This is a genomic window from Psychrobacter piscatorii (assembly GCF_043641605.1).
Lineage (GTDB): Bacteria > Pseudomonadota > Gammaproteobacteria > Pseudomonadales > Moraxellaceae > Psychrobacter > Psychrobacter piscatorii_C.
Genome location: NZ_JBHZRK010000011.1, coordinates 25,261 through 47,680 on the forward strand (window position 1 = coordinate 25,261; position 22,420 = coordinate 47,680).

Genomic DNA, 22,420 nt, shown 5'->3' on the forward strand with positions numbered 1-22,420 from the left:
ATGACTGACACCTTAATTAAAACGCTTACTACTCATACTTCTATGAATGGCGAATCAACAAAAGACGCGCCGTTGTTATTAGACATCGAAAATCTGTCGGTCACTTTTGGTCAAGGAAAGCGTGCCTTTCGTGCCGTCGATGATGTGTCGTTAAAAATCACACAAGGTGAGGTTATCGCCGTTGTGGGTGAATCTGGCTCAGGTAAGTCGGTCACGATGATGGCGCTGATGGGGCTATTGCCGCCGTCTGCGACCGTCCGCGCCAAGCGAGTGATGTTTGATAATAAAGACATGATCAGTATGCCTGCCAAAGAAAAACGCGGCATCATTGGCAAAGACATCTCTATGATCTTTCAAAACGCGATGTCTTGTCTGAATCCAAGCTTTACCGTTGAGATGCAGTTGGGCGAAGTACTGCGCAAGCATCTTGGTTTGCGCGGTGCAGCAGTACAGGCACGCATATTAGAGCTGCTAGAGTTGGTCGAAATGCCTGACGCCAAAAATCGACTCAAAGTCTACCCGCATCAACTCTCAGGCGGTATGAGCCAGCGCGTTATGATTGCGATGGCGCTTGCTTGCGAGCCAAAACTGCTCATCGCAGACGAACCGACTACCGCACTTGATGTCACCGTACAAGCGCAGATTATGGATTTGCTCGGTCGTTTACAACGTGAAAAACAAATGGCGATGGTGCTGATTACCCATGATTTGGGCCTTGTCGCACAAAACTCACGAGATGTCGCGGTCATGTATGCTGGACAAGTGGTTGAAACCAGTACCGTGCCAGAGATTTTCCAACATCCTGCACACCCTTATACAGAGGCGCTATTACAAGCCATTCCTGAGCTGGCTATTGGTCAAGATCGCCTGAATAGCTTACCCGGTGTCGTACCAAGCCAATATGATCGCCCAAGCGGTTGCTTATTGTCTCCCCGTTGCCCGTACAAAGAGCCAACGTGTGATGTACCACCGCCTATTTTGGATACACCAAATGGTAAGGTACGCTGTATTCATGCTGATCCCTCTTCTCGCACCCCTATCTCTCACGCTGCTATTTTGGAGTCACAAGTATGAGTAATAAAGTGGTTTTAAAAGCAGACAATCTACACAAGCATTACCCAGTATCGCAAGGATTGGGTAAACCAAAAGCGTATGTCAAAGCTCTAAACGGTATCTCATTCGAGCTTGAAGCAGGTAAGACACTAGCAGTCGTTGGTGAATCCGGCTGCGGCAAATCTACCCTTGCCCGCCAGTTGACGCTGATCGAAGCGCCTACGCAAGGCGAGTTATTTATCAATGATGAAGGCACCACTGGCTACAGTAGAAAGGCGCTTAAAGACTTACGTACCGAAATTCAAATGGTCTTCCAAAACCCTTATGGTAGCTTAAACCCGCGTCATACTATCGCCTATCAACTGACAGAACCATTAGATATTCATACCAATCTGTCTAAAGAAGAAAAGCGTGACAAAATCAATGAGATGATGAGAAATGTCGGCCTACGCCCTGAACATGCTGGGCGTTTTCCACATATGTTTTCGGGTGGTCAGCGGCAGCGGATTGCCCTCGCCCGCGCGATGATGCTCAATCCAAAAATTGTCGTCGCTGACGAGCCGACCTCCGCACTCGACGTATCGATTCAGGCGCAAGTATTGAACCTGTTTATGGACTTACAGGATGAGTATCGTACTGCCTACGTCTTTATCTCACACAACTTGTCAGTAGTACGCCATGTCGCTGACGATGTGATGGTGATGTATTTGGGTCAAGCGGTCGAGCACGGTCCTAAAGAAGCCATTTATAATGCGCCAAAACATCCGTATACCATCGCGTTACTGGCAGCTGCACCCACGGTAAATGGTCATAAAAACGATTTAACCCTACAAGGTGAGCTACCAAGTCCGCTCAATCCACCAAGTGGCTGTGCGCTACATAAACGCTGCCCATATGCTACCTCGCAATGTAGCGAAGTAGAGCCTCAACTGCGCGAATGGGATGGTCGATTGGTTGCTTGTTTACGCTTGGAAGAGATATATGGTTAAGAGATTTTTAATCATCTAATAAATAATTGGATAGCAGATGACAAAACCGCCATCATGGCGGTTTTGCTTTTATCATTATGATCACATCAAATTATCTTTATCTCTCACCGTTTTTACCTTATAAGACCTCTATCTTGAGATATGCAGCGCCGCTTCCAACGCTGCGGTGTCTTCGTGCATACGATATAAGCAAATCCTGCCTACCTCATCGAAGCGGACAATCATCGTCCAAAGGCTATTAAACACGTCGCCCGTACGCTTGACCGTATGTGCAAGCTCGCCAAATCTAACAATATAATGATCGTTTTCGATAGAATCGTCCATCTCAAAAGTGCCAAATTCAAACAGTTGCGCCAAATTTTTAAAGAATAGCGTACCTGCTGCTTGGCCGATATGAGCACCATAAATCGGTACTTGGTGGTCGCTTTGGTTTCGAAAGACTACGAATTTGACATCTGTGGTACATAGCATCATGGCTTGCTTATACTCCTCTGCAAAGACATGAGCGACGAACTGATCAAGGGTTTGGGTGTTTGCGGTTGTCTGCATGGGTTTTCTCACTATCGTGGATGAATTCAATCGCGGCGTGTGGAGCTGCCAGCGAGTGATACTCAGTCTAATGAGAAGCATGATAGAAAAACAGACGACGCCCACACAGCGACTGTGCAAATATGCACAATAAAATTTGCTAAGATAAGAGATGATTAAAACAAGAGAATAACTATGTACTGGGATGATTTGGCTTACTTTGTTTGCTTAGTAGAAAAACAAACATTGACCGCGTGCGCTGAAGAAATGAATGTGCAGCACAGTACGGTTGCTCGGCGTATTGAACATCTTGAGCAAACATTGGACGTCAACCTCTTTGATCGGCTGGGCAAACGCTACGCGTTAACTATCGAGGGCGAGCGGCTCTACCACCAAGCAGTAGAAGTCAAAAAAGAGATGGTCACTTTTCAAAGAATGGCGATTGATCAGAACGTTCTACAAGGCAAAGTGTTGGTATCCGCCCCGCCTGTATGGGCAAATGAGGTGCTCATACCTGCTTTGGCTGATTTTCGCCAGCGCTTTCCAGATATCGTATTGGCTTTAAGCGGTGATGTCAGTATGAGCAATTTACATCAACGAGAAGCCGATATCGCCATACGAACGCGCCGCCCCACTCAAGAAGACTTGGTTATTCGTACATTAGGGTCATCGACTTATCGATTTTATGCCCATGATGAATACCTCAAAGATACCAGACCTGAGCAATGGCAGCTGATAGAGTTTCAAGCCAACGCCAGAGTGCTCACTTGGTCTCAGACACTCATAAAGCAGTATGCTTATACGATTGCTTTTAGTACCAATGACTTATATATGGCATGTCATGCGGCTCGTCAAAAAATAGGAATTGCTTTGTTACCAGATTTTTTAGCCCGTCAGTACCCAGAACTGGTAACGGTTGATACTATTAATAAAGTCACGATAACTGACTTAGAAGCTACTTCTTCAGCGGACAATTACGCGGCTGCTGAGCCATTACAACCTGAGCAGTTAGATGCACACTCACCTATGCCACTGGCTCAATCATACCCTCTTTATCTGGTCATGCACCCAGATGTTCGGCGCTCAGCACGAGTCAGAGCGGTGGCAGATTGGTTAATTGACTGCTCTCATCGGTTAGAGGGGTTTGCATAATCTTTCTTAGTAGCTTGAATGATAGACATCTAAATTGTAGAACCATTGTTATCAGCTAACATTGACCACGCCGCGGCATTTAGGAAACTGCGCGCACCCATAAAAGGATTGTCCTTGGCGTGCGCCTTTTTTTGCGATGCGTTCAACCATCTCACCCTGACATCTTGGACAGGTTGGTATTTGAATCAGATTAGCGGCATCTTCTGTCACTTTAAGCATCGCAGGTTCATTAACTTTTGGCTCAGATTCTACAACCTCAAATGGTGTAAGAAACACTTTATTGGCCATATCATGTGACATACCGGTATGTGATGTAATTGTTTGCTTGGTTTCCAGATTATTAACGGGTAACTCGCTAGATTCAACCTCAGTTTGACCAGACCATCGATGCACCTCTCTACTTTTTAGAGGAAGTCTTTTAGCGGTCTCTTTTACTATCGGCTCTGACGTAGGCTTATTAGCCACTTTAGCAACTGGTTTATCATTAGCGTTACCGCTAGGCTGTTTATTTGATGGGCTATGCTTGTCTTTGAGATATGCCTTATGCTGTCGATTGGTGCGCCACGATTTACTAAATCTATTGCCTTCAATCTGCTCAACAATGGATGTGACCTCGTCTTCAGTGAGTAGCTTGTCTTGTTTCTTCTTTACATAAGAGACCATACCACTCGTCAATACGTGCTCGGGTAGCTCATCACGGGTTTTTAGCTCACATTCACCAATGAACGCAATCATCGAATGGAAGTAGCTCAGCTCCAATCCTAATAAATCTGCGAGCGTCTTAATGTGCAAGTAGTTTTGACGCAATGGGTTTTGAAATTTGAATTTGCTTCCATTTGGGAATGATTGCGTCCACTGTCTTTGTGTCTCGCTACCGTATATCCAGCCTTTATAGTTTTTGGTTTCAATGACAAAGATACCGTATACAGAGACGATGATATGATCGATTTGCGTACTGCCACCATTGGCTCTTGGCAAGGTAATACCGTTTAATCGGTGATAGACGTCTTTTTCAAGCTTTAGCCACATGGCGACGTTGATGACAGTTTCGCCTAGGAAACCTTTGAAGCTGGATTTTAGGGACATTGCTTTTTACTCTGTCTATAGTATCTGCTTAATTAGCACTTACACCAAATATTCATTTAATATAACCCGTAAATTAACCTTTTAGCGACTCATTCCATTGTCTGATATAATCCATTTGCTTACTTGCTGTGGTTAACTTATTTAGATCATCACACTGATCAAAAGTCCTAGCTCTATTGGTTGCTCGCTTTCCCATTTCAATAATATAGCCAACTCTTCCTTGCGACATTTGCTGACCCATGCTTGAGCAGACAAAATCTAATCTACAGCCATTAATACATATAACAATGCTTTTAGGCTCTAGTAGCGCTCTGAGTCCAAATAGCGCTGTATAAAAATCACTACCTTGAAATTTATACCTACCAAGTCCAGCCAATACAAGAGTTAGTCCAACATTTTCAGCAGAATCCGAATAGCTTTCAAATATTAACTCAGCACTTTCTTTAATTTTATTGTTATAGATAGCTACTTTTTGATGCATGATATTCATCTTTGTGTCCAGCCTATATAATTTTTTCTTTCGGATTATAGACATCTTTTTCAAGCTTTAGCCACATGATGACGTTGATAACGGTTTCACCTAGGAAACATTTGAAGCTGGATTTCAGGGACATAATAGCGATCTTTAGAATGGTTATAGAATGTGCTAAGCGCAATAATAAAACTCTTTAAATTTAATTGATCAGCACTCTCTTACGATGCTTTAAAGGCTTGGCATAAGCAGAAGAACATGATCTGATATGTTTATAAAAACTCTTATAAACCCGATCATACTCTTCATCAAGCTGTTTAAGTGCATCTAAAGTACTATCGTTAGGGTTAATTTCATATTCATACTGTGCATTTATCAGGTCTCCTCCTGCATTTAAAAACAACTCATATTTTTTCTCAAGCTCTGGAAAATATAAAGCTATCAATATTTCTATCTTGCCACCTTCTCTGTAAAATTCATCAACATCTAAAGCTTCATCGCAATTGCTTGAAAAACTTTTGGATTGAACTTCCTGAATAATGGCTGCAAAATCAACTAGTCTAAAAACTACTTCCTCAAACTTTATTCTTAAAAAGGCTTCATACTCTTTTTTGCGTTCAGATCTCTGAGTAATGAGAATACCGCATAGTCCAAATATTCCGATTATGCAGGCTGCTATCAAGCCTTCACTTAGTTCAATCTGTTTTAGCCATGTAATAGCGTTTGTCAGCTCGATACTATCCATCTAATTTTTCCAATTCTGTAGTTATATAATTTATTTTTATATGAGAGCTGCACAAGAAATAAAACTTATCTTTGTAAGCAATCAATCTATTCTAATTTACCACTAAATCATTATATTGAGGCACAGAATTTAGTACTGGTTGCAGCAGTTATTTTACCAATAACCATATTGATAAAAGCAGACCAAAAGAAAAGCCAAAAATTAAATCACAAAAAAAGCCACCAGATTTCTCTGATGGCTTTTTTTTAAATACTAATTAAGTCAGGCTAATTAAACCAAACTATTTACCGCTTCAACCACAGCGTCAGTGGTAATACCAAACTCTTTATATAGATCGCTAGCTGGAGCAGATTCGCCATAAGTGGTCATACCGATGACTTTGCCATCTAAACCAACGAACTTATACCAGTAATCTACATGCGCGGCTTCTACTGCGACGCGAGCACGGATGTTGGCAGGCAATACCGCTTCGCGATAGCTAGCATCTTGCTCAACAAAAATCTCAGCACATGGCATAGACACTACACGTACGCCAACGCCATTTGCGCTCAACGCCTGATACGCTTCCATCGCTAGGCCAACTTCTGAACCAGTGGCGATGATGATGGCTTGTAGCTCGCCTTTTTCTTTCGCAAGCACATAACCACCTTTGGTGATGTTCGCTACTTGCTCGCTATCACGTGCTTGATGTGGCAAGCTTTGACGGCTAAAGATCAATGCTGATGGGTTATTTTCTGATTTGATTGCTTCTGCCCAAGCGCTGGCAGATTCAGTCGCATCACATGGACGCCATGTACGTAGATTTGGCGTGGTACGTAGACTAGTCAATTGCTCAACTGGCTGATGCGTCGGGCCATCTTCACCCAGACCGATAGAGTCATGGGTATAGACGTGGATGACGCGCTGCTTCATCAGTGCGCCCATGCGTACCGCGTTACGTGCATATTCCATAAACATTAGGAACGTCGCTACGTAAGGGATAAAGCCGCCATGCAATGCGATACCATTGGCAATCGCGGTCATACCGAACTCACGTACGCCATAATAGATGTAGTTGCCATCAGCGTCTTTCTCGATGCCTTTAGCGCCCTTAAATAGCGTGAGGTTCGAGCCAGCTAAATCTGCTGAGCCGCCTAGTAGTTCTGGCAATAATGGCTGCAAGCTATTGATTGCATTTTGGCTGGCTTTACGACTAGCGACATCACCGCCCGCTTCTTGTGTTTGCTGAATATACGCTTGTGCTTGGCTATCAAAGTCAGCTGGCAAATCACCATTTAGACGGCGTGATAGTTCTGCTGCAAGCTCTGGATAGGCTTTTTTATACGCTTCAAAGTCCGCATCCCAGTTCTTTTGCTGGACGTCGCCTTTGGCTTTAGCATCCCACGCTTCATAGATTTCGTTATCTAATTCAAACGGGGCATGTTTCCAAGACAGTGCATCGCGAGTCAAGGCGATTTCGTCATCACCAAGTGGCGCGCCATGACTAGCCGCAAGGCCTTGTTTGTTCGGGCTACCAGCACCGATAGTCGTTTTACAAATAATTAGACTTGGCTTAGTCGTCTCTGCAATGGCTTGCTCAGTTGCCTGCGTGATCGCATCGGTATCGTGACCATCGACTTTGATGACTTGCCAGCCATACGACTCAAAGCGCGCTTCGGTATCGTCAGTGAACCAGCCTTCGACATTACCGTCGATTGAGATGCCATTGTCATCGTAGAAGAATACTAACTTGCCAAGCGCCAACGTGCCAGCGAGCGAGCACACTTCATGACTGATACCTTCCATTAAGCAGCCATCACCTAAGAATGCATAGGTATGGTGATCAACGATATTATAACCGTCACGGTTGAACTGTGCAGCTAGGGTTTTTTCTGCAATTGCAAAACCAACAGCATTGGCAATACCTTGTCCTAGTGGACCAGTAGTTGTCTCGACACCAGGCGTGTAGCCAAGCTCAGGGTGACCTGGGGTTTTTGAATGCAGCTGACGGAAACCTTTTAGGTCATCAACGCTCACATCGTAACCTGATAAATGTAGCAATGAATAAATAAGCATCGAGCCATGACCGTTTGACAGTACAAAGCGATCACGGTTGTGCCAATTAGGATCAGCTGGATTGTGCTTCAAAAATTTGCGCCACAAAACTTCGGCAATATCAGCCATACCCATTGGCGCACCCGGATGTCCAGAGTTGGCTTTTTGAACCGCGTCAAACGACAGTACACGGATGGCATTGGCTAGTTTACGTTCGTTAATTGGGGTGGGCATAGCGTGTCCTAATATCAAAGGAAAGTTTATTTGAATGAAAAAGGTTATTGAACTGAATTTACTTAGATATCTAAATAGGTGGCTCATTATAAACTAAGTAGCAACAATTTTCCCTGTTACTCCTAGTCCATGACTTGATCGGGTCACATAATAAAAAATCAATTGATCGTTAACGACTTCAATATAATGTTTCTCAAATTCTTGATAGCAAACATACTGAAGCCATCTCTCCTCTAAATAATCTGCGATTTGCTGATAGCTTATATTATTTGCAAATTTACAATACAACGTAAGCATGCAGTTCGCGTCATCATGACGTTCCTGATAAATAAAATCACAGCCAACATTGTTTTCCTTACAACAGAAAAATATATTGGCATCCATTTCAAAGCCTAACAAGCTGTCGCCACTACTTTGACCATAGATGATATATTGTGAGTAATTCAATTTATCAACTATAGACAAAGTATTCATAACGTCATTACCCTCAAATTTCAATACGCTCAGCACCGCCCATAAACGGACGCAATACTTCTGGAATCGTGATGCTACCATCCGCATTTTGATGATTTTCCATCACTGCTAGTAGCGTACGACCAACCGCTAGACCTGAACCGTTTAGGGTATGAGCCAAGCTGGTTTGCTTGCCATCTTTGACACGCGTACCCATACGGCGCGCTTGGAAGTCACCACAGTTAGAGCAGCTAGAGATTTCACGATAAGTGTCTTGGCTTGGTAGCCATACTTCAATGTCATAGGTTTTTTGTGCGGCAAAACCCATATCACCCGTACATAGTTGTACTGTACGGTATGGCAACTCAAGCTGCTGCAAGATATATTCGGCCTGCCCTGTCATCGCCTCTAGCAAGTCATCAGACTGATCGCTAGTACCGACATTGACCATTTCAACTTTTTCAAACTGATGCTGACGAATCAAGCCGCGAGTATCACGCCCGTGCGAACCGGCTTCACTACGGAAACATGGCGTATGCGCGGTGAATTTTAGCGGTAGCTCTTTGATATCCAAACGCTCGCCGCGTACCAAGTTGGTCATCGGTACTTCAGCCGTTGGGATGAGATAAAAATCCATCTCATCGTTATTCGTGTGATTGCTTAGCTTAAATAAATCATCTTCAAACTTAGGCAACTGACCCGTCCCTTTTAAGCTATCGCTATTGACGATATAAGGCACATAGGTCTCAAGATAACCATATTTCATCGTATGGGTGTTGAGCATAAATTGAATCAGTGCACGATGCAGCTGCGCCAATTGACCTTTTAGCACGTTAAAACGGCTACCAGTTAACTTAGTCGCTGCTTCAAAATCCAGCATGCCAAGCGTCTCACCGATATGAGTATGATCTTGAATTTCAAAGTCAAACGTACGCGGCGTGCCCCATTTGCGCACCTCTACGTTATCGTCTTCTGACGTACCCACTGGTACATCTGCCGCTGGAATATTTGGAATCTGTAGCGCTGCTTGAGTGAGTCGCTCTTGTAAGGTGCGTAGCTCGTCTTCAGCAGCTTTGATCTCACCGCTAACGCTTTGCATCTCAGCCAATAGCTCACTGGCATCTTCGCCTGATTTTTTTAGAGCACCGACTTGCTTAGCGCCAGCGTTACGGCGCGATTGCAACTCTTCTGTTTTGACTTGTAGAGACTTGCGCTCGGATTCAATCGACTGCCAAAACTCCATATCAAGCGTATAGCCACGAGTGGCCAGTTGTTGCTGTAAATCGCTTAAATCGCCGCGTAAGAGTTTTGGATCTATCATAATAGTTGCCTGTAACACTAAGAGTGAATAAGAAGTTTAAACATTATTAGTATAATTATTGGTCAGCTTATACTTATTGCAAAGCTTGATAACGCAATAACTACCTTGCCATGCTGCCATATTTTTTATCAAACTATATGGGTGCCGCTATCATACCAAGACCCAGCAGATTTGACCATGCTTTGAGCTTTTTTGAGCGCTTTTAGCGTGATTTTGGGCTACTACTTTCATTATCCATAGCCAGTTATACTTACCCGAAATACATATCCTAAAGTTCAACTTACTTTAATAAGGCTCATCTACCTTTATTAAAGCCATTAATATCGCCGCTATCAGTGAACAGAACCGCTTATATGTTTCATTTAGGAGTACTTTTCGGTAAGATAAGCGCATACCTTTATTTACCTACAGCCAAGTAGTACATCACGACTTGGCTTTGGCGATGTAAACCCAACACTTTTAACACAAGCATCTGAGAAACCTTTATGGCCCTGTATCCTTACACGCTCCAACCTGTCGCCTTAAACCTGACTGAAGCTGAATTCCTTCAAGCCCAATATGAACTGTTTGCCAGTGCCAGCCCCTCTTTTGGTCTGTCGAGCTTTAAGACCAAAGAATGGATCATTATGGCTGTGGTTGTGGTACTCGCTATTGCAGGACTGATCTTTGTAACAGGCTACTCAACCATCATTTTTTGGTTGATGCTCGTTGGTGTGGTGATTTATCTTTTGGCGCGTACTTTAGGCTTTAGATGGTATGTAAAAAGAGAGTTTGAAAAACAAATTGCTGATCAAGAGATGCCAGATGAAATGCGTCAAATGAAGCTTGGTGTACAAAAACATGGTCTAGTCATGGCGATGCCAAGCAACCAGCCTGAGATGATGAAAAACTCGCAAATGCGCGGTATGCAAATGCGTGCGGGCGCGACTCAACAAGCGGTTATTCCGTGGACTGCTATCAAGAGCTGGGATGAGACTGACGACTATATCTTTATGATGTTTGAGATGAAAGGTCAGCAAGGTAGCCAAATCCTTCCGAAACGCTTGCAAGCGCAAAAATTCCCTATCGATACGGTACGTCAACATTTACAAGAAGTGGTTCCGGTTAAAGGCTTAAATCCTGAAAACTTGCAGCCGCCAGCATAATGGCTATTAGCTATCTCTATCGTTTAGAAAAACGATAGAGAGACTCAATTATAGTTTTATAAAACCAATCGTAAAATTGCATTTATTATATTTAACTTATTAATAATAGTTTGCTATTATTATAAGCATCAAAGGAAGAGCTAGAGCTTATATAGATATTAATAAAAGTTAAGATATTTTTATTTTTATATTAATTAACTACTACTCGTCTTTCTTCAATTTTATATAACAACACTCACACTATAAGGACAATACTATGAGTAATACTAATAACGCTACTAACCAGATCGGTCTAGAAAAAGCTGACATGAGTGAAGTCATCGTTCAATTAAACAACTTGCTATCAACATATCATGTGTTTTACTTAAACGTACGTGGCTATCATTGGAATGTAAAAGGTGAGCACTTTTTTACTTTGCATCCGAAGTTTGAAGAATTATACACAGCATTGCAGTTACAGATTGATGAGATCGCTGAGCGTATCTTGACTCTAGGTGGTACACCACTTCACGCTTATAGCGATTTTGTACAACATACGAGCATCAGCGAAGACAAAAACGTCAAAGATGGTACATCTTGCGTTAAAGGCGTGGTAACTGGTTTACAAGCGCTAATTGCCGAGCAGCGTCGAGTATCCTCATTAGCAGCAGAAAGCGATGATCAAGGTACTGCTGATCTGGTTGATGCATACGTACAAGAGCAAGAAAAACTGGTATGGATGTATAATGCCTTTTTGGGCTAATACTTTATTAAGCTGATTATATATCGCTTAAATTAAGCCAAATAACAGTAAAATTTAGAACCATAAAAAAGCACCCAGTTGGGTGCTTTTTTATGCTCAGCAATCTGTAACAGATTGATTTACTGTTGAATCCATTGACGCATCTTTTCACGCTCAGCAGGCGTTGCTTGTAGCCAAATCTGCATAAATGAATCTAATGTACTGGTAGAGGTATTCACACTCGTGGTTTGCTTGATATTGGTCGTACCAACATTAGCATTGTTTGGCATTACTGCTGGTTGATCTAATGCTGCTATCGCACGTTGGTTTTGTAGCTCGGCATCGCCCGCCCCACCAAACACACCACCTAGCGCCTTACCAAGCCCTGAAAGTAGTCCACCTTGATTGCCAGCCATACCCTGTTGACTTGCGATAACCGTGTTGTTCTGCTGAATAGCGAGTGTTGGCTGCTTAGCATAATCTTTAGCGGCTTCGTAATCTTCTGGCTGGTTCGGCATCGTCAAACGATACGTTTGGTTATCTAACAATTCCGCCGTCACGCTGACGTTACCTGAACGCAGGTAATCATGCTCATCACGCAGCAAGTTATATAAGCGATCATACTTAGCAGTGATAGCGTGTTGACCCGGCTGGAGCGTGAACTTCTTGGTTAATGGCTGAAAAGCGCTCTGCTGAACTTCTTGTCCATTAATGGCAGTCACTTTGATATGGTCATCAACCAATAGTGTCACAGCGGCTTGTGACATCATAGAGACTGAGGTCGCACCCACCAACAACATACCAATAGTCAATTTTTTTAGCAAAGAAGCATTCGATTTCATAGGTTATTCCATTAATAGTGAAAGCAGGTTGGATAAAAAGTTCGTATTCTTACTGTTATTTGTATTTTTACTGCTAAAAGTTTTACGATTAAAAGTTTTACTGCTAAAAATCAAGTGGCATCGTATGTTGGTCTTGATCCGTCGTCTCGTTGTCTACTTGCGTCTCTTGGGCTATATCAGCCAGCTCTGCTGCAAGCGTTTGCTCATCAATAGTACGTAATGCGTCACTGATCACTGCTTTTGATATATTACTGCGGCCAAGGTTAGAAAACATTGGCTGAATATAATTAAGCACTTCCATCATTGCACCGATACGATGTGGCCCTTCAGTCAATAAATGATTAATAATGCGATCATCAAATTGCCAGCCGCGCCGACGCAAAATGGATTGGAGCAATGCCTGACGGTCTGCTAAATCATGACCAGTAGGCACTTTAAAGGCTGGTGCTTGTGCCAAACGCGTCAATAAATCTCTGAGTTGAAACGGCAAGTCACCTGCTGGCTTATTGGCCGCAAATAAAAGCTGGCGCTGACCTTCGCGGCTACGGTTGATCAGATGAAACAGCGCTTCTTGCCACTGACTGCTTTGCTCAAGCACTTCTAAATCATCGATAGCAATCAGATCAAAGTTTTCTAAAGAAGATAATACATGGACGTCGGTATGGATCAATTCATTGAGTGACAAGCAAATTGCTGATTTGTCCATTTCAATAAATGACTCACAAATAGCGGAGAGCAAGTGAGACTTACCCGTCGCAGGGCTACCAAACAGGTATAACTGACCGATCAGGCCGACATGTAATTGCCGCACTGCATCAATAATAGACATCCAACCGGGACCGGCAAAGTCGCTGAGACTTGCATCATGCTTAATGTCCAGATTGAGACTTAGCTGTGCTTCTGCCATGAATCATCAACTCGTGTTGCGTAGTGCAATATAAAAGTGCAGTAGAAAAAGGAATAAATTGCTATTCAGTACTATCCATACTACCTGATAAAAATGTGTGCAGTGGATATATAGCTTTTTTATGATGGATGAATTGCCTTAACCAGGCTAATCTTGATAAAAAATATAGCAACGGCTGATACGATCAACACTGCGACTATATATAACATATTTGCAAAATGACTGACAAGTCTTTTACCTACTAAGCCTTATCAATCATTTGCTTTATGCTTGCCATTTGTACGCTATCCGCTCACTATATTCAATAATAGAATATTTACTTCTTCTCAAACAATAGCAGTTGTTTACGACCTTTATAAAAATCTGTCGTGCGATAATACGCATATAGGTGACGGAACAATACATTCAAGACAGCAGAGACCGGTAGCGCGATTAACATACCCACAAAACCCAATAGACTGGCGCCTGCCAATACCGCAAAGATAACCCATAATGGTGATAAACCAATCTTATCACCTAATAGTAGCGGCTGCAGAATATAACCTTCTGCGGCTTGTCCGACTAAAAACGCCCCAACGACCAATAACAGGTAGGTCCAATCCAATCCAAACTGAAACAAGCAGGCGATGATAGCGGCCACAAATCCAATACCAAAACCCAAGTAAGGCACAAAGCTAGCAATACCAGCCACCATACCGATGATAAGTCCAAGCTCTAGACCAATAAGCTGCAGCTGTATGGCATAAATAGCACCCAGCAGCACCATCACCAACAGCTGGCCTTTGATAAACGCCATTAAAGCCTGATCGCACTCTTTGGCGATACCGACGACTTGTTTGCAGTATGCTCCTGGTATCGCCATCTTCCACGTCTGTAAACGCTGATCCCAATTGAACAAAAAATAAAACGTTAAAATTGGCACCAACACGATCAGTCCTGCACTGTTAATAAAGTTCATACTTGAAGTCAGTACTTGGCTCATCATGGTACTGGCATCAGCAAACTTATAATTCGTTTGCATATACTCGACCAGCGTCTCAGAAAAATCCTTAGACTCTAACACAGGCAATTGAAAACGAGTATTGCTATTGAACCACTCGCGTACTACTTGGTTATACCAGCCAGATATCTTAGGTAGATACTCCCAAGCGGCTTGTAGCTGATGCCACAATGTCGGTACCAACCACCAGAGCAACAGCGCCATCCCTACAGTGATGGTAGAGTAAACAATAATAATTGCGATCCAACGTCTGAGATGTTTTGACAATCGCTTTACCAAAGGATTGAACAAGTAAGCTAGCATAAAAGCAAATATAAACGGCACAATGACTGGTATCATCAGGTAGAGAAGGAACAGCGCCACAACCAAAGCGACGACGATAAATAAACGTCTGAAAAAAGGGTCGATTGGTTGGTTCATCATGATAAGTAATCCTATACGTGGGCTGATTTGAGATAGTGACAAAAATTGCGGTACTTGAGCCGTCAGGAGTCGTAAATTTAGCGTTTTATTATCGCAGAGTACAACAAAAAATCAGTCATTTTTTGTTTCTTAACCGCTTATTTACCACTTAATGCAAATCTTAGCCAAATATTGGCAAGTTGCTTTGCGAGTACGGTCTGTTTTTGGGTATAATGCGCGCACTATCTTTAAACTTTGCCTTTAAACTTTATCTCGCTGATTTTAGCGTGATTGACTCCCTTACTTTTTAATTCCAATTATCTATCCCCAACTGTGAGATGACTATGAGTGACAAGCCTTCTTTAAGCTACAAAGACGCCGGCGTTGATATCGATGCAGGCGATGCTTTGGTTCAGCGAATCAAGTCCGTTGCAAAAGCCACTACTCGTCCTGAAGTCGTGGGTGGACTTGGCGGTTTTGGTGCGTTATGCCGTATCCCAACAGGTTACACTTCTCCGTTATTGGTGTCTGGTACTGATGGTGTGGGCACCAAACTAAAATTGGCATTACAGCTCAATCGTCACGATACCATCGGTATTGATTTGGTCGCGATGTGCGTCAATGATTTGTTGGTTTGCGGTGCAGAGCCACTATTTTTCTTAGATTACTACGCAACAGGCAAGCTTGATGTTGATGTAGCTGCGACTGTGGTCACTGGTATTGGCGATGGTTGTAAACTTGCTAACTGTGCGCTTATCGGCGGTGAAACTGCTGAAATGCCAGGTATGTATCAAGACGACGATTATGACCTCGCAGGATTCTGCGTGGGCGTGGTTGAAGAAAGCGAGGTCGTGACTGGTGACAACGTTGCCGAAGGCGATGTCCTGATTGCATTGGCTTCAAGTGGCGCACACTCAAATGGCTACTCACTGGTACGTAAAGTGATCGAGGTTAGCGGTATTGACGTAACCAATAGCGATGAGCAACTAGACGGTCAACCTATTCAAGATGCCTTGATGGCGCCTACTCGTATCTATGTTAAAGCCATCAAAGCATTGCAAGATACCCTTGGTAGCTCAGCGCTTCATGCCATGTCGCACATCACAGGTGGCGGTCTCACTGACAACTTGCCACGTGTGCTCCCTGATGACCTAGCCGCTAGCATCGATACCAGCAGCTGGCAGTTCTCAGAGTTATTCACTTGGTTACAAACTCAAGGCAATATTGAGCAAAGTGAGATGTACCGCACCTTTAACTGCGGCGTTGGTTTTGTCATCGTGGTGCCTAAAGATAAAGCCGAAGCAACGATCAAGACATTGACTGACGCTGGTGAAAACGCTTGGCAACTGGGCGAAATGGTCAAACGTGAAGCCGATGCCGTGGTATACCGTTAATGTCAATTGATCAGACAAACCAAGCTGTCAAACCATTACGTATTGCTGTTTTGGTCTCAGGAAGTGGTAGCAACCTACAAGTGCTCATAGATGCCATGCAAGCAGGTGCGCTACCGATCGAAATCGTTGGTGTCATTAGTAACCGTGAAGATGCTTATGCGTTGACACGTGCGACCGATGCATCGATTCCCGTTGCTGCCTTGTCGCACGTTGCGAGTGGCAAACGCATGGGTATTAAGACCTTTGAGGCTCATGCAAACGAGCAGCTCATTGCATGGCAACCTGATCTGATCGTTTTGGCTGGTTTCATGCGTGTATTGAGTGGCTCATTTATCGATAATGCGCCTGCACCGATGATTAATTTGCATCCTTCTCTACTGCCAGTTTATAAAGGCCTAGATACGCATCAGCGAGTACTGCAGGCGGGTGATCGTCATCATGGCTGTAGTATTCATAAGGTAACAGCGGAGCTGGATGCAGGTCAGGTATTGACCCAAGCCGTACTGAGTGTCGATATCAACGATACGGCAGAGAGCTTACAGTCACGGGTACAGAAGCTAGAGCACAAGCTTTTACCGTGGACGATATTGCTGCTAGCAAAAAACGTTTTGTCACTTGAAGCCGAAAGCACTTCACAAGCTAATCAATACCTACCAACCCTACCTTTGCAGTTATTTATCACTTCATAGAATATAAGTAATGCATAACATATAGACAGATAAAACCTTTGGTTGTTTAAGCCATTTTTTACGGTATAAAACAACAAAAAGCCCAGTTACTCGCAATGAGTAACTGGGCTTTTCTTATTCAGTGACCACCTATAAAAGAGTATAAATGGTCATTTATAACAGATTTTTGGTTTATTAAAATACATGTACTGCTTTAATGTTTACAAACTCTTTGATACCAAATCCACCATGCTCACGACCATAGCCTGAGTTCTTCACACCACCAAATGGCAGTGCAGGATTGGCAAGACCGTAACCATTGATATACACCATACCAGTATCAAATTGCTCACTGGCTAGGCGAATCGCTTTTTCTTCATCTTTTGAGAAGATAGCGCCACCTAGGCCATAACGGCTGTCGTTCGCAATGCGCATCGCATCGTCTTGGTCTTTGGCACGAATGAGCGAGGCTACTGGACCAAACAGCTCGTCGTCATAAGCAGGCTGACCTTTCTCAACGTTCTCTAAAATAGTCGCTGGATAATAACTGCTTTTGCCTTCTGGTAATTGACCACCAACGGCTATCGTCGCGCCTTTTTTCAAACTCTCTTCCACTTGCTCATGCAGTTTTTCTTGCAAATCTTTGCGCGCTAATGGACCGATGTCTGAGCTGTCATCCATTGGGTCGCCAGATTTTGTACCTTCAAACTTTTCAACAATGCGTTTACGGAATTCATCATAGACGCTATCAACGACAATGAAGCGTTTCGCTGCTACGCAAGTTTCACCGTTATTAATCAAACGGGCTTGGGTACAGGTTTCTACAGCGGTTTCTATATCGGCGTCTTCTAGTACGATAAAGGCGTCATTTGAGCCAAGCTCTAGTACTGACTTTTTGATTGCTTTGGCCGCTTGTTGACCAACGATACGACCAGCATCATCGCTACCTGTGAGCGTTACACCGCGTACTTTGTCATTTTCAATCAACTTTTCTGATTGATCATGATCGATCAAAATCGTACGGAATAAATCATTTGGCAGTTCAGACTCATGGAATATTTTTTCAATCAATAATCCAGAACCTGTGACGTTCGCTGCATGTTTAAGTAAAACGCTGTTACCTGCCATCAAATTAGCAATGGCATAACGGAATACTTGATACGCTGGGAAGTTCCAAGGCTGCATACCATAGATGACACCGATTGGTTGATAAGTCACGATACCTTTTTTCATGCTTTCGATATCTCGCTCATCATCTGCAAGCGCCGCGACACCGTTTTCAGACGTATAGTCACAAATTGCTTTGCAAAGATCTACTTCTTGCTGACTTTGACCATATAGCTTACCGCGCTCTTCAGTCATAAGCTTAGATAGCTCTTCTTTGTACTCCATCAGCTTGTCACCGATAGACTTAATGACACGACCACGTTCTTCGTGGCTCACAGTACGCCATTCTAAAAATGCATTATGTGACGCATCAACAATCTTGTTAACTTCGTCGTTGCTCATGTAATCATAACTTTTAATATTTTCGCCCGTTGCTGGGTTAACAGTAGTAATATCTGACATGTGGATGTCCTTATTATTTGATTTTATGTATTTAGTATTATTGTCACTTTTAATTATTTGGTGTTACATCGATAGGACAATTTAATAAATGAATCGATAAGTTGTTTTCTATCTGCACCTATCATAACAAGGTATTTAGCGAAGAGTTTTACAATATATTGTGAAGTGTGTTGAAGATGTTAATAGTGTGACTGTCTTATTAAGAATGGCTAAATATTGATTAAGACTACATAGCAATACTAAACAAAAAAACCAGCCTAGTGGCTGGTTTGGTTCGTTGAATATACCAAATAAAGGTTAAACAGTAATATTCAAAGTAAGCTAATTGTTCACTATAAAATACTTACTACTTTATAAAAATTCTCATTAAAACAAGTGATTAATGACAGGTATTTCTTGTGGTGGATTTTCTTCCTCAGCCACTACTTGCCGTGCCACATGCATGATTAATTGACGCAACCAACGGTGAGCAGGATGGTGCTGTAGCAATGGTGACCATGCCATGGTCAGCTCAAACTCAGGAATAAAAAATGGCGGCTCTTCCATCATGATACTGTCGTTATTGGCCTGCATTCTTGCCACACGGGTTGGCAATGTCGCTATCAAATCTTTATTTGCGGCAAGCATGGCTGGCATCTGATAGTGGCGGGTGAAGACACTAATTTGGCGTTTTTGGCCCAAACGTTGCAATGCCTGATCAATAGACCCTAGGCCGCCTGATTTTTCTGGATTAACCCCAAATCCCACGCCCATCCCTGTTTTAGATACCCATACGTGCTGTGCTTTAAGGTAGTTTTTCAGATTAAAACGATTGGCATAAGGACTTTCAGACGACAGCAAGCAACTAAACGTATCACGCCATACTAAAACCTGATGAAAGCTTTGTGGTATCTCATTAAAACGATTGATCGCCAAATCAACACGCCCCTGTTCCATATCGCGATAAGAGACATCTGAGGGTGTCAAAAAATCCAAAATGACGTTGGGTGCTTCCGAACGTAACGCCTTCACTAGCTTCGGCACCAAAGTCGCCTCAGCATAATCTGACGTCATAATACGAAAGACGCGTGACGTACTATAAGGACGGAATTCAGTGCGCGGCTCTAGGACTTGAGTCAAATCTGCAAGTATCTCACGGATGCGTGGCTGCAACTCAAGGGCGCGCTCAGTCGGTGTCATCCCTTCAGATGAGCGCACCAGCAACGGATCATTAAATAACTTACGCAAACGGCGCAAGATATTGCTCATGGCAGGCTGGGTGATACCAAGCTGCTCAGCTGCGCGAGTGACGTTTTTTTCTCGTAGCAACACATCTAGATGGACTAATAAATTTAAATCAACCCGCTGCAAATTCATATGTATTTCTCTTAGCTTTTAAAAGATAAGCACCACGGCACGCTTGGTATTATCAGTGCTGGAATGGTGATTTTCGATCTAGGACAGTATAATTTTGCGAATTTTTATTGGTTTTACCGCAAAAGATACTCAGCATAACTCAATTCCATCACCATAAGATACTGTTATAACTACATTATAACCTATAAAAATACTAAAGATAAGTATCATAAATTAGATAAATCTTGGTAAGGCAGTTATAGTGAGTCCCATAAAGGATTTGCGGTACAGACCACAAACCTGAGTTTTATGAACGGGTTATCGTCCAAAAAACAACATAGTTAAATAGCATAGTAATGGTTTATCTCGACAGTGAAACATTACCAAGTGTCAGTATAATTGTAACATCTCTTGTTGTTAATTATGACAACGCTGTTTATTAAATACTCAAACCCCTTTGATATACTTGGACAAGCTGAATCAGCACTATAAATCAGCAATTATTTGTCAACTGCTGAGTTCAGCAATCTTCTTGTATTAATGCACAGGTTTGTTTAGGGTAAAGAAGACCTTTACGAGGTATTGATACCACTACTACCGAATTTATTGACAACACAAATTATTATTTTAACGCTCAATTTATTTTTTACACCCTACCAAGGAGACTATAGATGTCAACTGCATATAAATCAGCGATCGACCTAGTACGTGAATTAAAGCAAAAGCACGGCAACTGGCAGAACATTAGCGAGACTGATGCCGCACGTATGATGTCACAAAACCGTTTTAAAACGGGCTTGGATATCGCAAAGTATACTGCAAAAATCATGCGTCAAGACATGGAAGATTATGACAATGATACGTCTCAGTACACACAGTCTCTAGGTGCATGGCATGGTTTTGTGGCACAGCAAACCATGTATGCCAAGAAAAAATATTTCGGTACGACTTCTAAAACTTATATCTACCTTTCAGGTTGGATGGTAGCGGCGTTACGCTCTGAGTTTGGTCCACTACCTGATCAATCTATGCACGAAAAGACGTCAGTACCTAAGCTAATCGAAGAGATCTACACGTTCTTACGTCAAGCAGATGCTAAAGTGTTGAACGACTACTTCCGTGAGCTAAACGCTGCTGAAGAAGCTGGCCAAGACACTTCAGCAATCTTAGAAAAAATCGAAAACTTTGATTCGCATGTTGTGCCAATCATTGCAGATATCGATGCAGGTTTCGGTAACGAAGAAGCCACTTACCTATTGACTAAGCAAATGATTGAAGCTGGTGCTTGTGCCATTCAGGTTGAAAACCAAGTATCTGATGCTAAGCAATGTGGTCACCAAGCTGGTAAAGTCACCGTACCGCATGAAGATTTCATCTCTAAGCTAAACGCTATCCGTTATGCATTCTTAGAGCTTGGTGTTGAAGACGGCGTTATCGTTGCTCGTACTGACTCTGAGGGCGCATCACTCACGCAAAAAATCCCAGTATCAAATGAGCCAGGCGACCTTGCTTCTAAATACATCGATTTCATCGAAATGGAAGAAGTATCTCTTGAAGATGCAAAAGAAAACGATAGCTTACTTAAGCACAACGGCAAACTAGTACGTCCAGTTCGTCTACCTAACGGCCTATATCAATTCCGTGAAGAGACTAACATCGACCGCGTTGTACTTGACTGTGTCACTGCTCTAGAAAACGGCGCTGACCTACTATGGATCGAAACACCGACTCCAGACGTTGCACACATCAAATCAATGGTTGACCGTATCAAAGAGCAACAGCCTAAAGCGAAACTTGTATACAACAACAGCCCATCGTTCAACTGGACGCTTAACTTCCGTAAGCAAGTTATCGCACAGTGGGAAGAAGAAGGCAAAGACATCTCTGCATACAATAAAGATGACTTGATGAGTGCTGATTACGACGGTACTGAGCTTGATGCTGCAGCTGACGTAGCCGCTAAGAACTTCCAACGTGATGCGTCACGTGAAGCTGGTGTATTCCATCACTTAATCACGCTACCGACTTACCACACCACTGCACTTAGCGTTCATGAACTTGCTAAAGGCTACTTCGGTGAAGAAGGCATGCTTGCTTATGCAGCTGGCGTACAACGTAAAGAAATCCGTGAAGGCATCTCTTGTGTTAAGCACCAAGCAATGGCTGGTTCTGACCTTGGCGATGACCACAAAGAAATCTTCTCAGGCGATAACGCACTGAAAGCTGGCGGTGGCAAGAACACGATGAACCAGTTCTAATAACTGACAGACTAGCAGTATTTATTAAAAAACCGCCCTACATCATGTAGGGCGGTTTTTTATTGCGGTTTAAATAATCAGAGAATGGTAGACTAATAATTATCAAGCAAAA

General features: G+C 42.9%; 20 protein-coding genes. 8 read left to right on the top strand and 12 right to left on the bottom strand.

What is annotated here, in order from left to right; genetic code table 11:
• Complete coding sequence (locus ACHUET_RS10715; protein WP_394212712.1) at positions 1-1,074, top strand: ABC transporter ATP-binding protein; 1,074 nt, start codon at positions 1-3, stop codon at positions 1,072-1,074.
• Complete coding sequence (locus tag ACHUET_RS10720; RefSeq protein WP_371531985.1) at positions 1,071-2,042, top strand: peptide ABC transporter ATP-binding protein; 972 nt, start codon at positions 1,071-1,073, stop codon at positions 2,040-2,042. Before ACHUET_RS10715 ends, ACHUET_RS10720 begins: the two co-directional genes overlap by 4 nt.
• 129 nt (positions 2,043-2,171) lie before the next feature.
• On the opposite strand, the gene ACHUET_RS10725 is transcribed toward ACHUET_RS10720, so the two are convergent.
• Entirely contained in the window at positions 2,172-2,591 is a 420-nt protein-coding gene (locus ACHUET_RS10725; protein WP_394212714.1) for a nuclear transport factor 2 family protein, read from the bottom strand.
• A 174-nt stretch (positions 2,592-2,765) separates the two neighbouring features.
• Here ACHUET_RS10725 and ACHUET_RS10730 point away from each other — a divergent pair, with 174 nt between their 5' ends.
• The gene (locus ACHUET_RS10730) at positions 2,766-3,722 is read left to right on the top strand and encodes a LysR family transcriptional regulator (RefSeq protein WP_394212716.1); all 957 of its coding nucleotides are present in this window, start codon (positions 2,766-2,768) and stop codon (positions 3,720-3,722) included.
• Between the two features lie 51 nt (positions 3,723-3,773).
• On the opposite strand, the gene ACHUET_RS10735 is transcribed toward ACHUET_RS10730, so the two are convergent.
• From ACHUET_RS10735 to serS, 6 genes are all read right to left on the bottom strand, one after another.
• Complete coding sequence (locus tag ACHUET_RS10735; protein ID WP_394212718.1) at positions 3,774-4,808, bottom strand: nuclease-related domain-containing protein; 1,035 nt, start codon at positions 4,806-4,808, stop codon at positions 3,774-3,776.
• 73 nt (positions 4,809-4,881) lie between these two features.
• Positions 4,882-5,298 carry a hypothetical protein gene (locus ACHUET_RS10740; protein ID WP_394212720.1) on the bottom strand — a complete coding sequence of 139 codons (417 nt, stop codon included), beginning with the start codon at positions 5,296-5,298 and terminating at the stop codon, positions 4,882-4,884.
• 184 nt (positions 5,299-5,482) lie between these two features.
• A complete protein-coding gene (locus ACHUET_RS10745; protein WP_201599506.1) occupies positions 5,483-6,025 on the bottom strand; it encodes a hypothetical protein in 543 nt (180 codons plus the stop codon).
• Between the two features lie 270 nt (positions 6,026-6,295).
• A complete protein-coding gene (gene tkt, locus ACHUET_RS10750; protein ID WP_394212722.1) occupies positions 6,296-8,293 on the bottom strand; it encodes a transketolase in 1,998 nt (665 codons plus the stop codon).
• A gap of 93 nt (positions 8,294-8,386) precedes the next feature.
• Entirely contained in the window at positions 8,387-8,767 is a 381-nt protein-coding gene (locus ACHUET_RS10755) for a hypothetical protein (protein WP_394212724.1), read from the bottom strand.
• A gap of 13 nt (positions 8,768-8,780) precedes the next feature.
• The gene (serS, locus tag ACHUET_RS10760; protein ID WP_394212725.1) at positions 8,781-10,067 is read right to left on the bottom strand and encodes a serine--tRNA ligase; all 1,287 of its coding nucleotides are present in this window, start codon (positions 10,065-10,067) and stop codon (positions 8,781-8,783) included.
• A 485-nt stretch (positions 10,068-10,552) separates the two neighbouring features.
• On the opposite strand from serS, the gene ACHUET_RS10765 reads away from it, so the two are divergent.
• On the top strand, positions 10,553-11,212 hold the full coding sequence (locus ACHUET_RS10765) for a YcxB family protein (protein WP_058025884.1): 660 nt from the start codon (positions 10,553-10,555) through the stop codon (positions 11,210-11,212).
• Positions 11,213-11,468: 256 nt separating this feature from the next.
• Positions 11,469-11,954, top strand: a complete 486-nt coding sequence (locus ACHUET_RS10770; RefSeq protein WP_394212727.1) for a Dps family protein — start codon at positions 11,469-11,471, stop codon at positions 11,952-11,954.
• Between the two features lie 119 nt (positions 11,955-12,073).
• Here the strand turns inward: ACHUET_RS10770 and ACHUET_RS10775 are convergent, their stop codons facing one another.
• The 3 genes from ACHUET_RS10775 to ACHUET_RS10785 all read right to left on the bottom strand — a co-directional run bounded on the left by ACHUET_RS10775 (position 12,074) and on the right by ACHUET_RS10785 (position 15,105).
• A complete protein-coding gene (locus tag ACHUET_RS10775; RefSeq protein ID WP_394212728.1) occupies positions 12,074-12,775 on the bottom strand; it encodes a DUF2057 family protein in 702 nt (233 codons plus the stop codon).
• A 103-nt stretch (positions 12,776-12,878) separates the two neighbouring features.
• Positions 12,879-13,682, bottom strand: coding sequence for a DnaA regulatory inactivator Hda (hda, locus tag ACHUET_RS10780; RefSeq protein WP_093071321.1), 804 nt, complete (start codon positions 13,680-13,682; stop codon positions 12,879-12,881).
• A 316-nt stretch (positions 13,683-13,998) separates the two neighbouring features.
• Positions 13,999-15,105: an AI-2E family transporter gene (locus ACHUET_RS10785; protein ID WP_394212730.1), complete on the bottom strand. Its 1,107-nt coding sequence runs from the start codon at positions 15,103-15,105 to the stop codon at positions 13,999-14,001.
• 323 nt (positions 15,106-15,428) lie between these two features.
• Here ACHUET_RS10785 and purM point away from each other — a divergent pair, with 323 nt between their 5' ends.
• Both purM and purN read left to right on the top strand, forming a co-directional pair.
• Positions 15,429-16,478: a phosphoribosylformylglycinamidine cyclo-ligase gene (gene purM, locus ACHUET_RS10790; RefSeq protein WP_394212731.1), complete on the top strand. Its 1,050-nt coding sequence runs from the start codon at positions 15,429-15,431 to the stop codon at positions 16,476-16,478.
• Entirely contained in the window at positions 16,478-17,167 is a 690-nt protein-coding gene (gene purN / locus ACHUET_RS10795) for a phosphoribosylglycinamide formyltransferase (protein WP_394212733.1), read from the top strand. Before purM ends, purN begins: the two co-directional genes overlap by 1 nt.
• A 174-nt stretch (positions 17,168-17,341) precedes the next feature.
• Here purN and ACHUET_RS10800 read toward each other — a convergent pair whose 3' ends face one another.
• Together ACHUET_RS10800 and ACHUET_RS10805 are read right to left on the bottom strand one after the other, a co-directional pair.
• On the bottom strand, positions 17,342-18,715 hold the full coding sequence (locus ACHUET_RS10800) for an NAD-dependent succinate-semialdehyde dehydrogenase (protein ID WP_394212735.1): 1,374 nt from the start codon (positions 18,713-18,715) through the stop codon (positions 17,342-17,344).
• A 366-nt stretch (positions 18,716-19,081) separates the two neighbouring features.
• Complete coding sequence (locus tag ACHUET_RS10805; protein WP_058025743.1) at positions 19,082-20,071, bottom strand: LysR family transcriptional regulator; 990 nt, start codon at positions 20,069-20,071, stop codon at positions 19,082-19,084.
• A gap of 650 nt (positions 20,072-20,721) precedes the next feature.
• On the opposite strand from ACHUET_RS10805, the gene ACHUET_RS10810 reads away from it, so the two are divergent.
• The gene (locus ACHUET_RS10810; RefSeq protein ID WP_394212737.1) at positions 20,722-22,308 is read left to right on the top strand and encodes an isocitrate lyase; all 1,587 of its coding nucleotides are present in this window, start codon (positions 20,722-20,724) and stop codon (positions 22,306-22,308) included.
• Positions 22,309-22,420 lie beyond the last annotated feature (112 nt).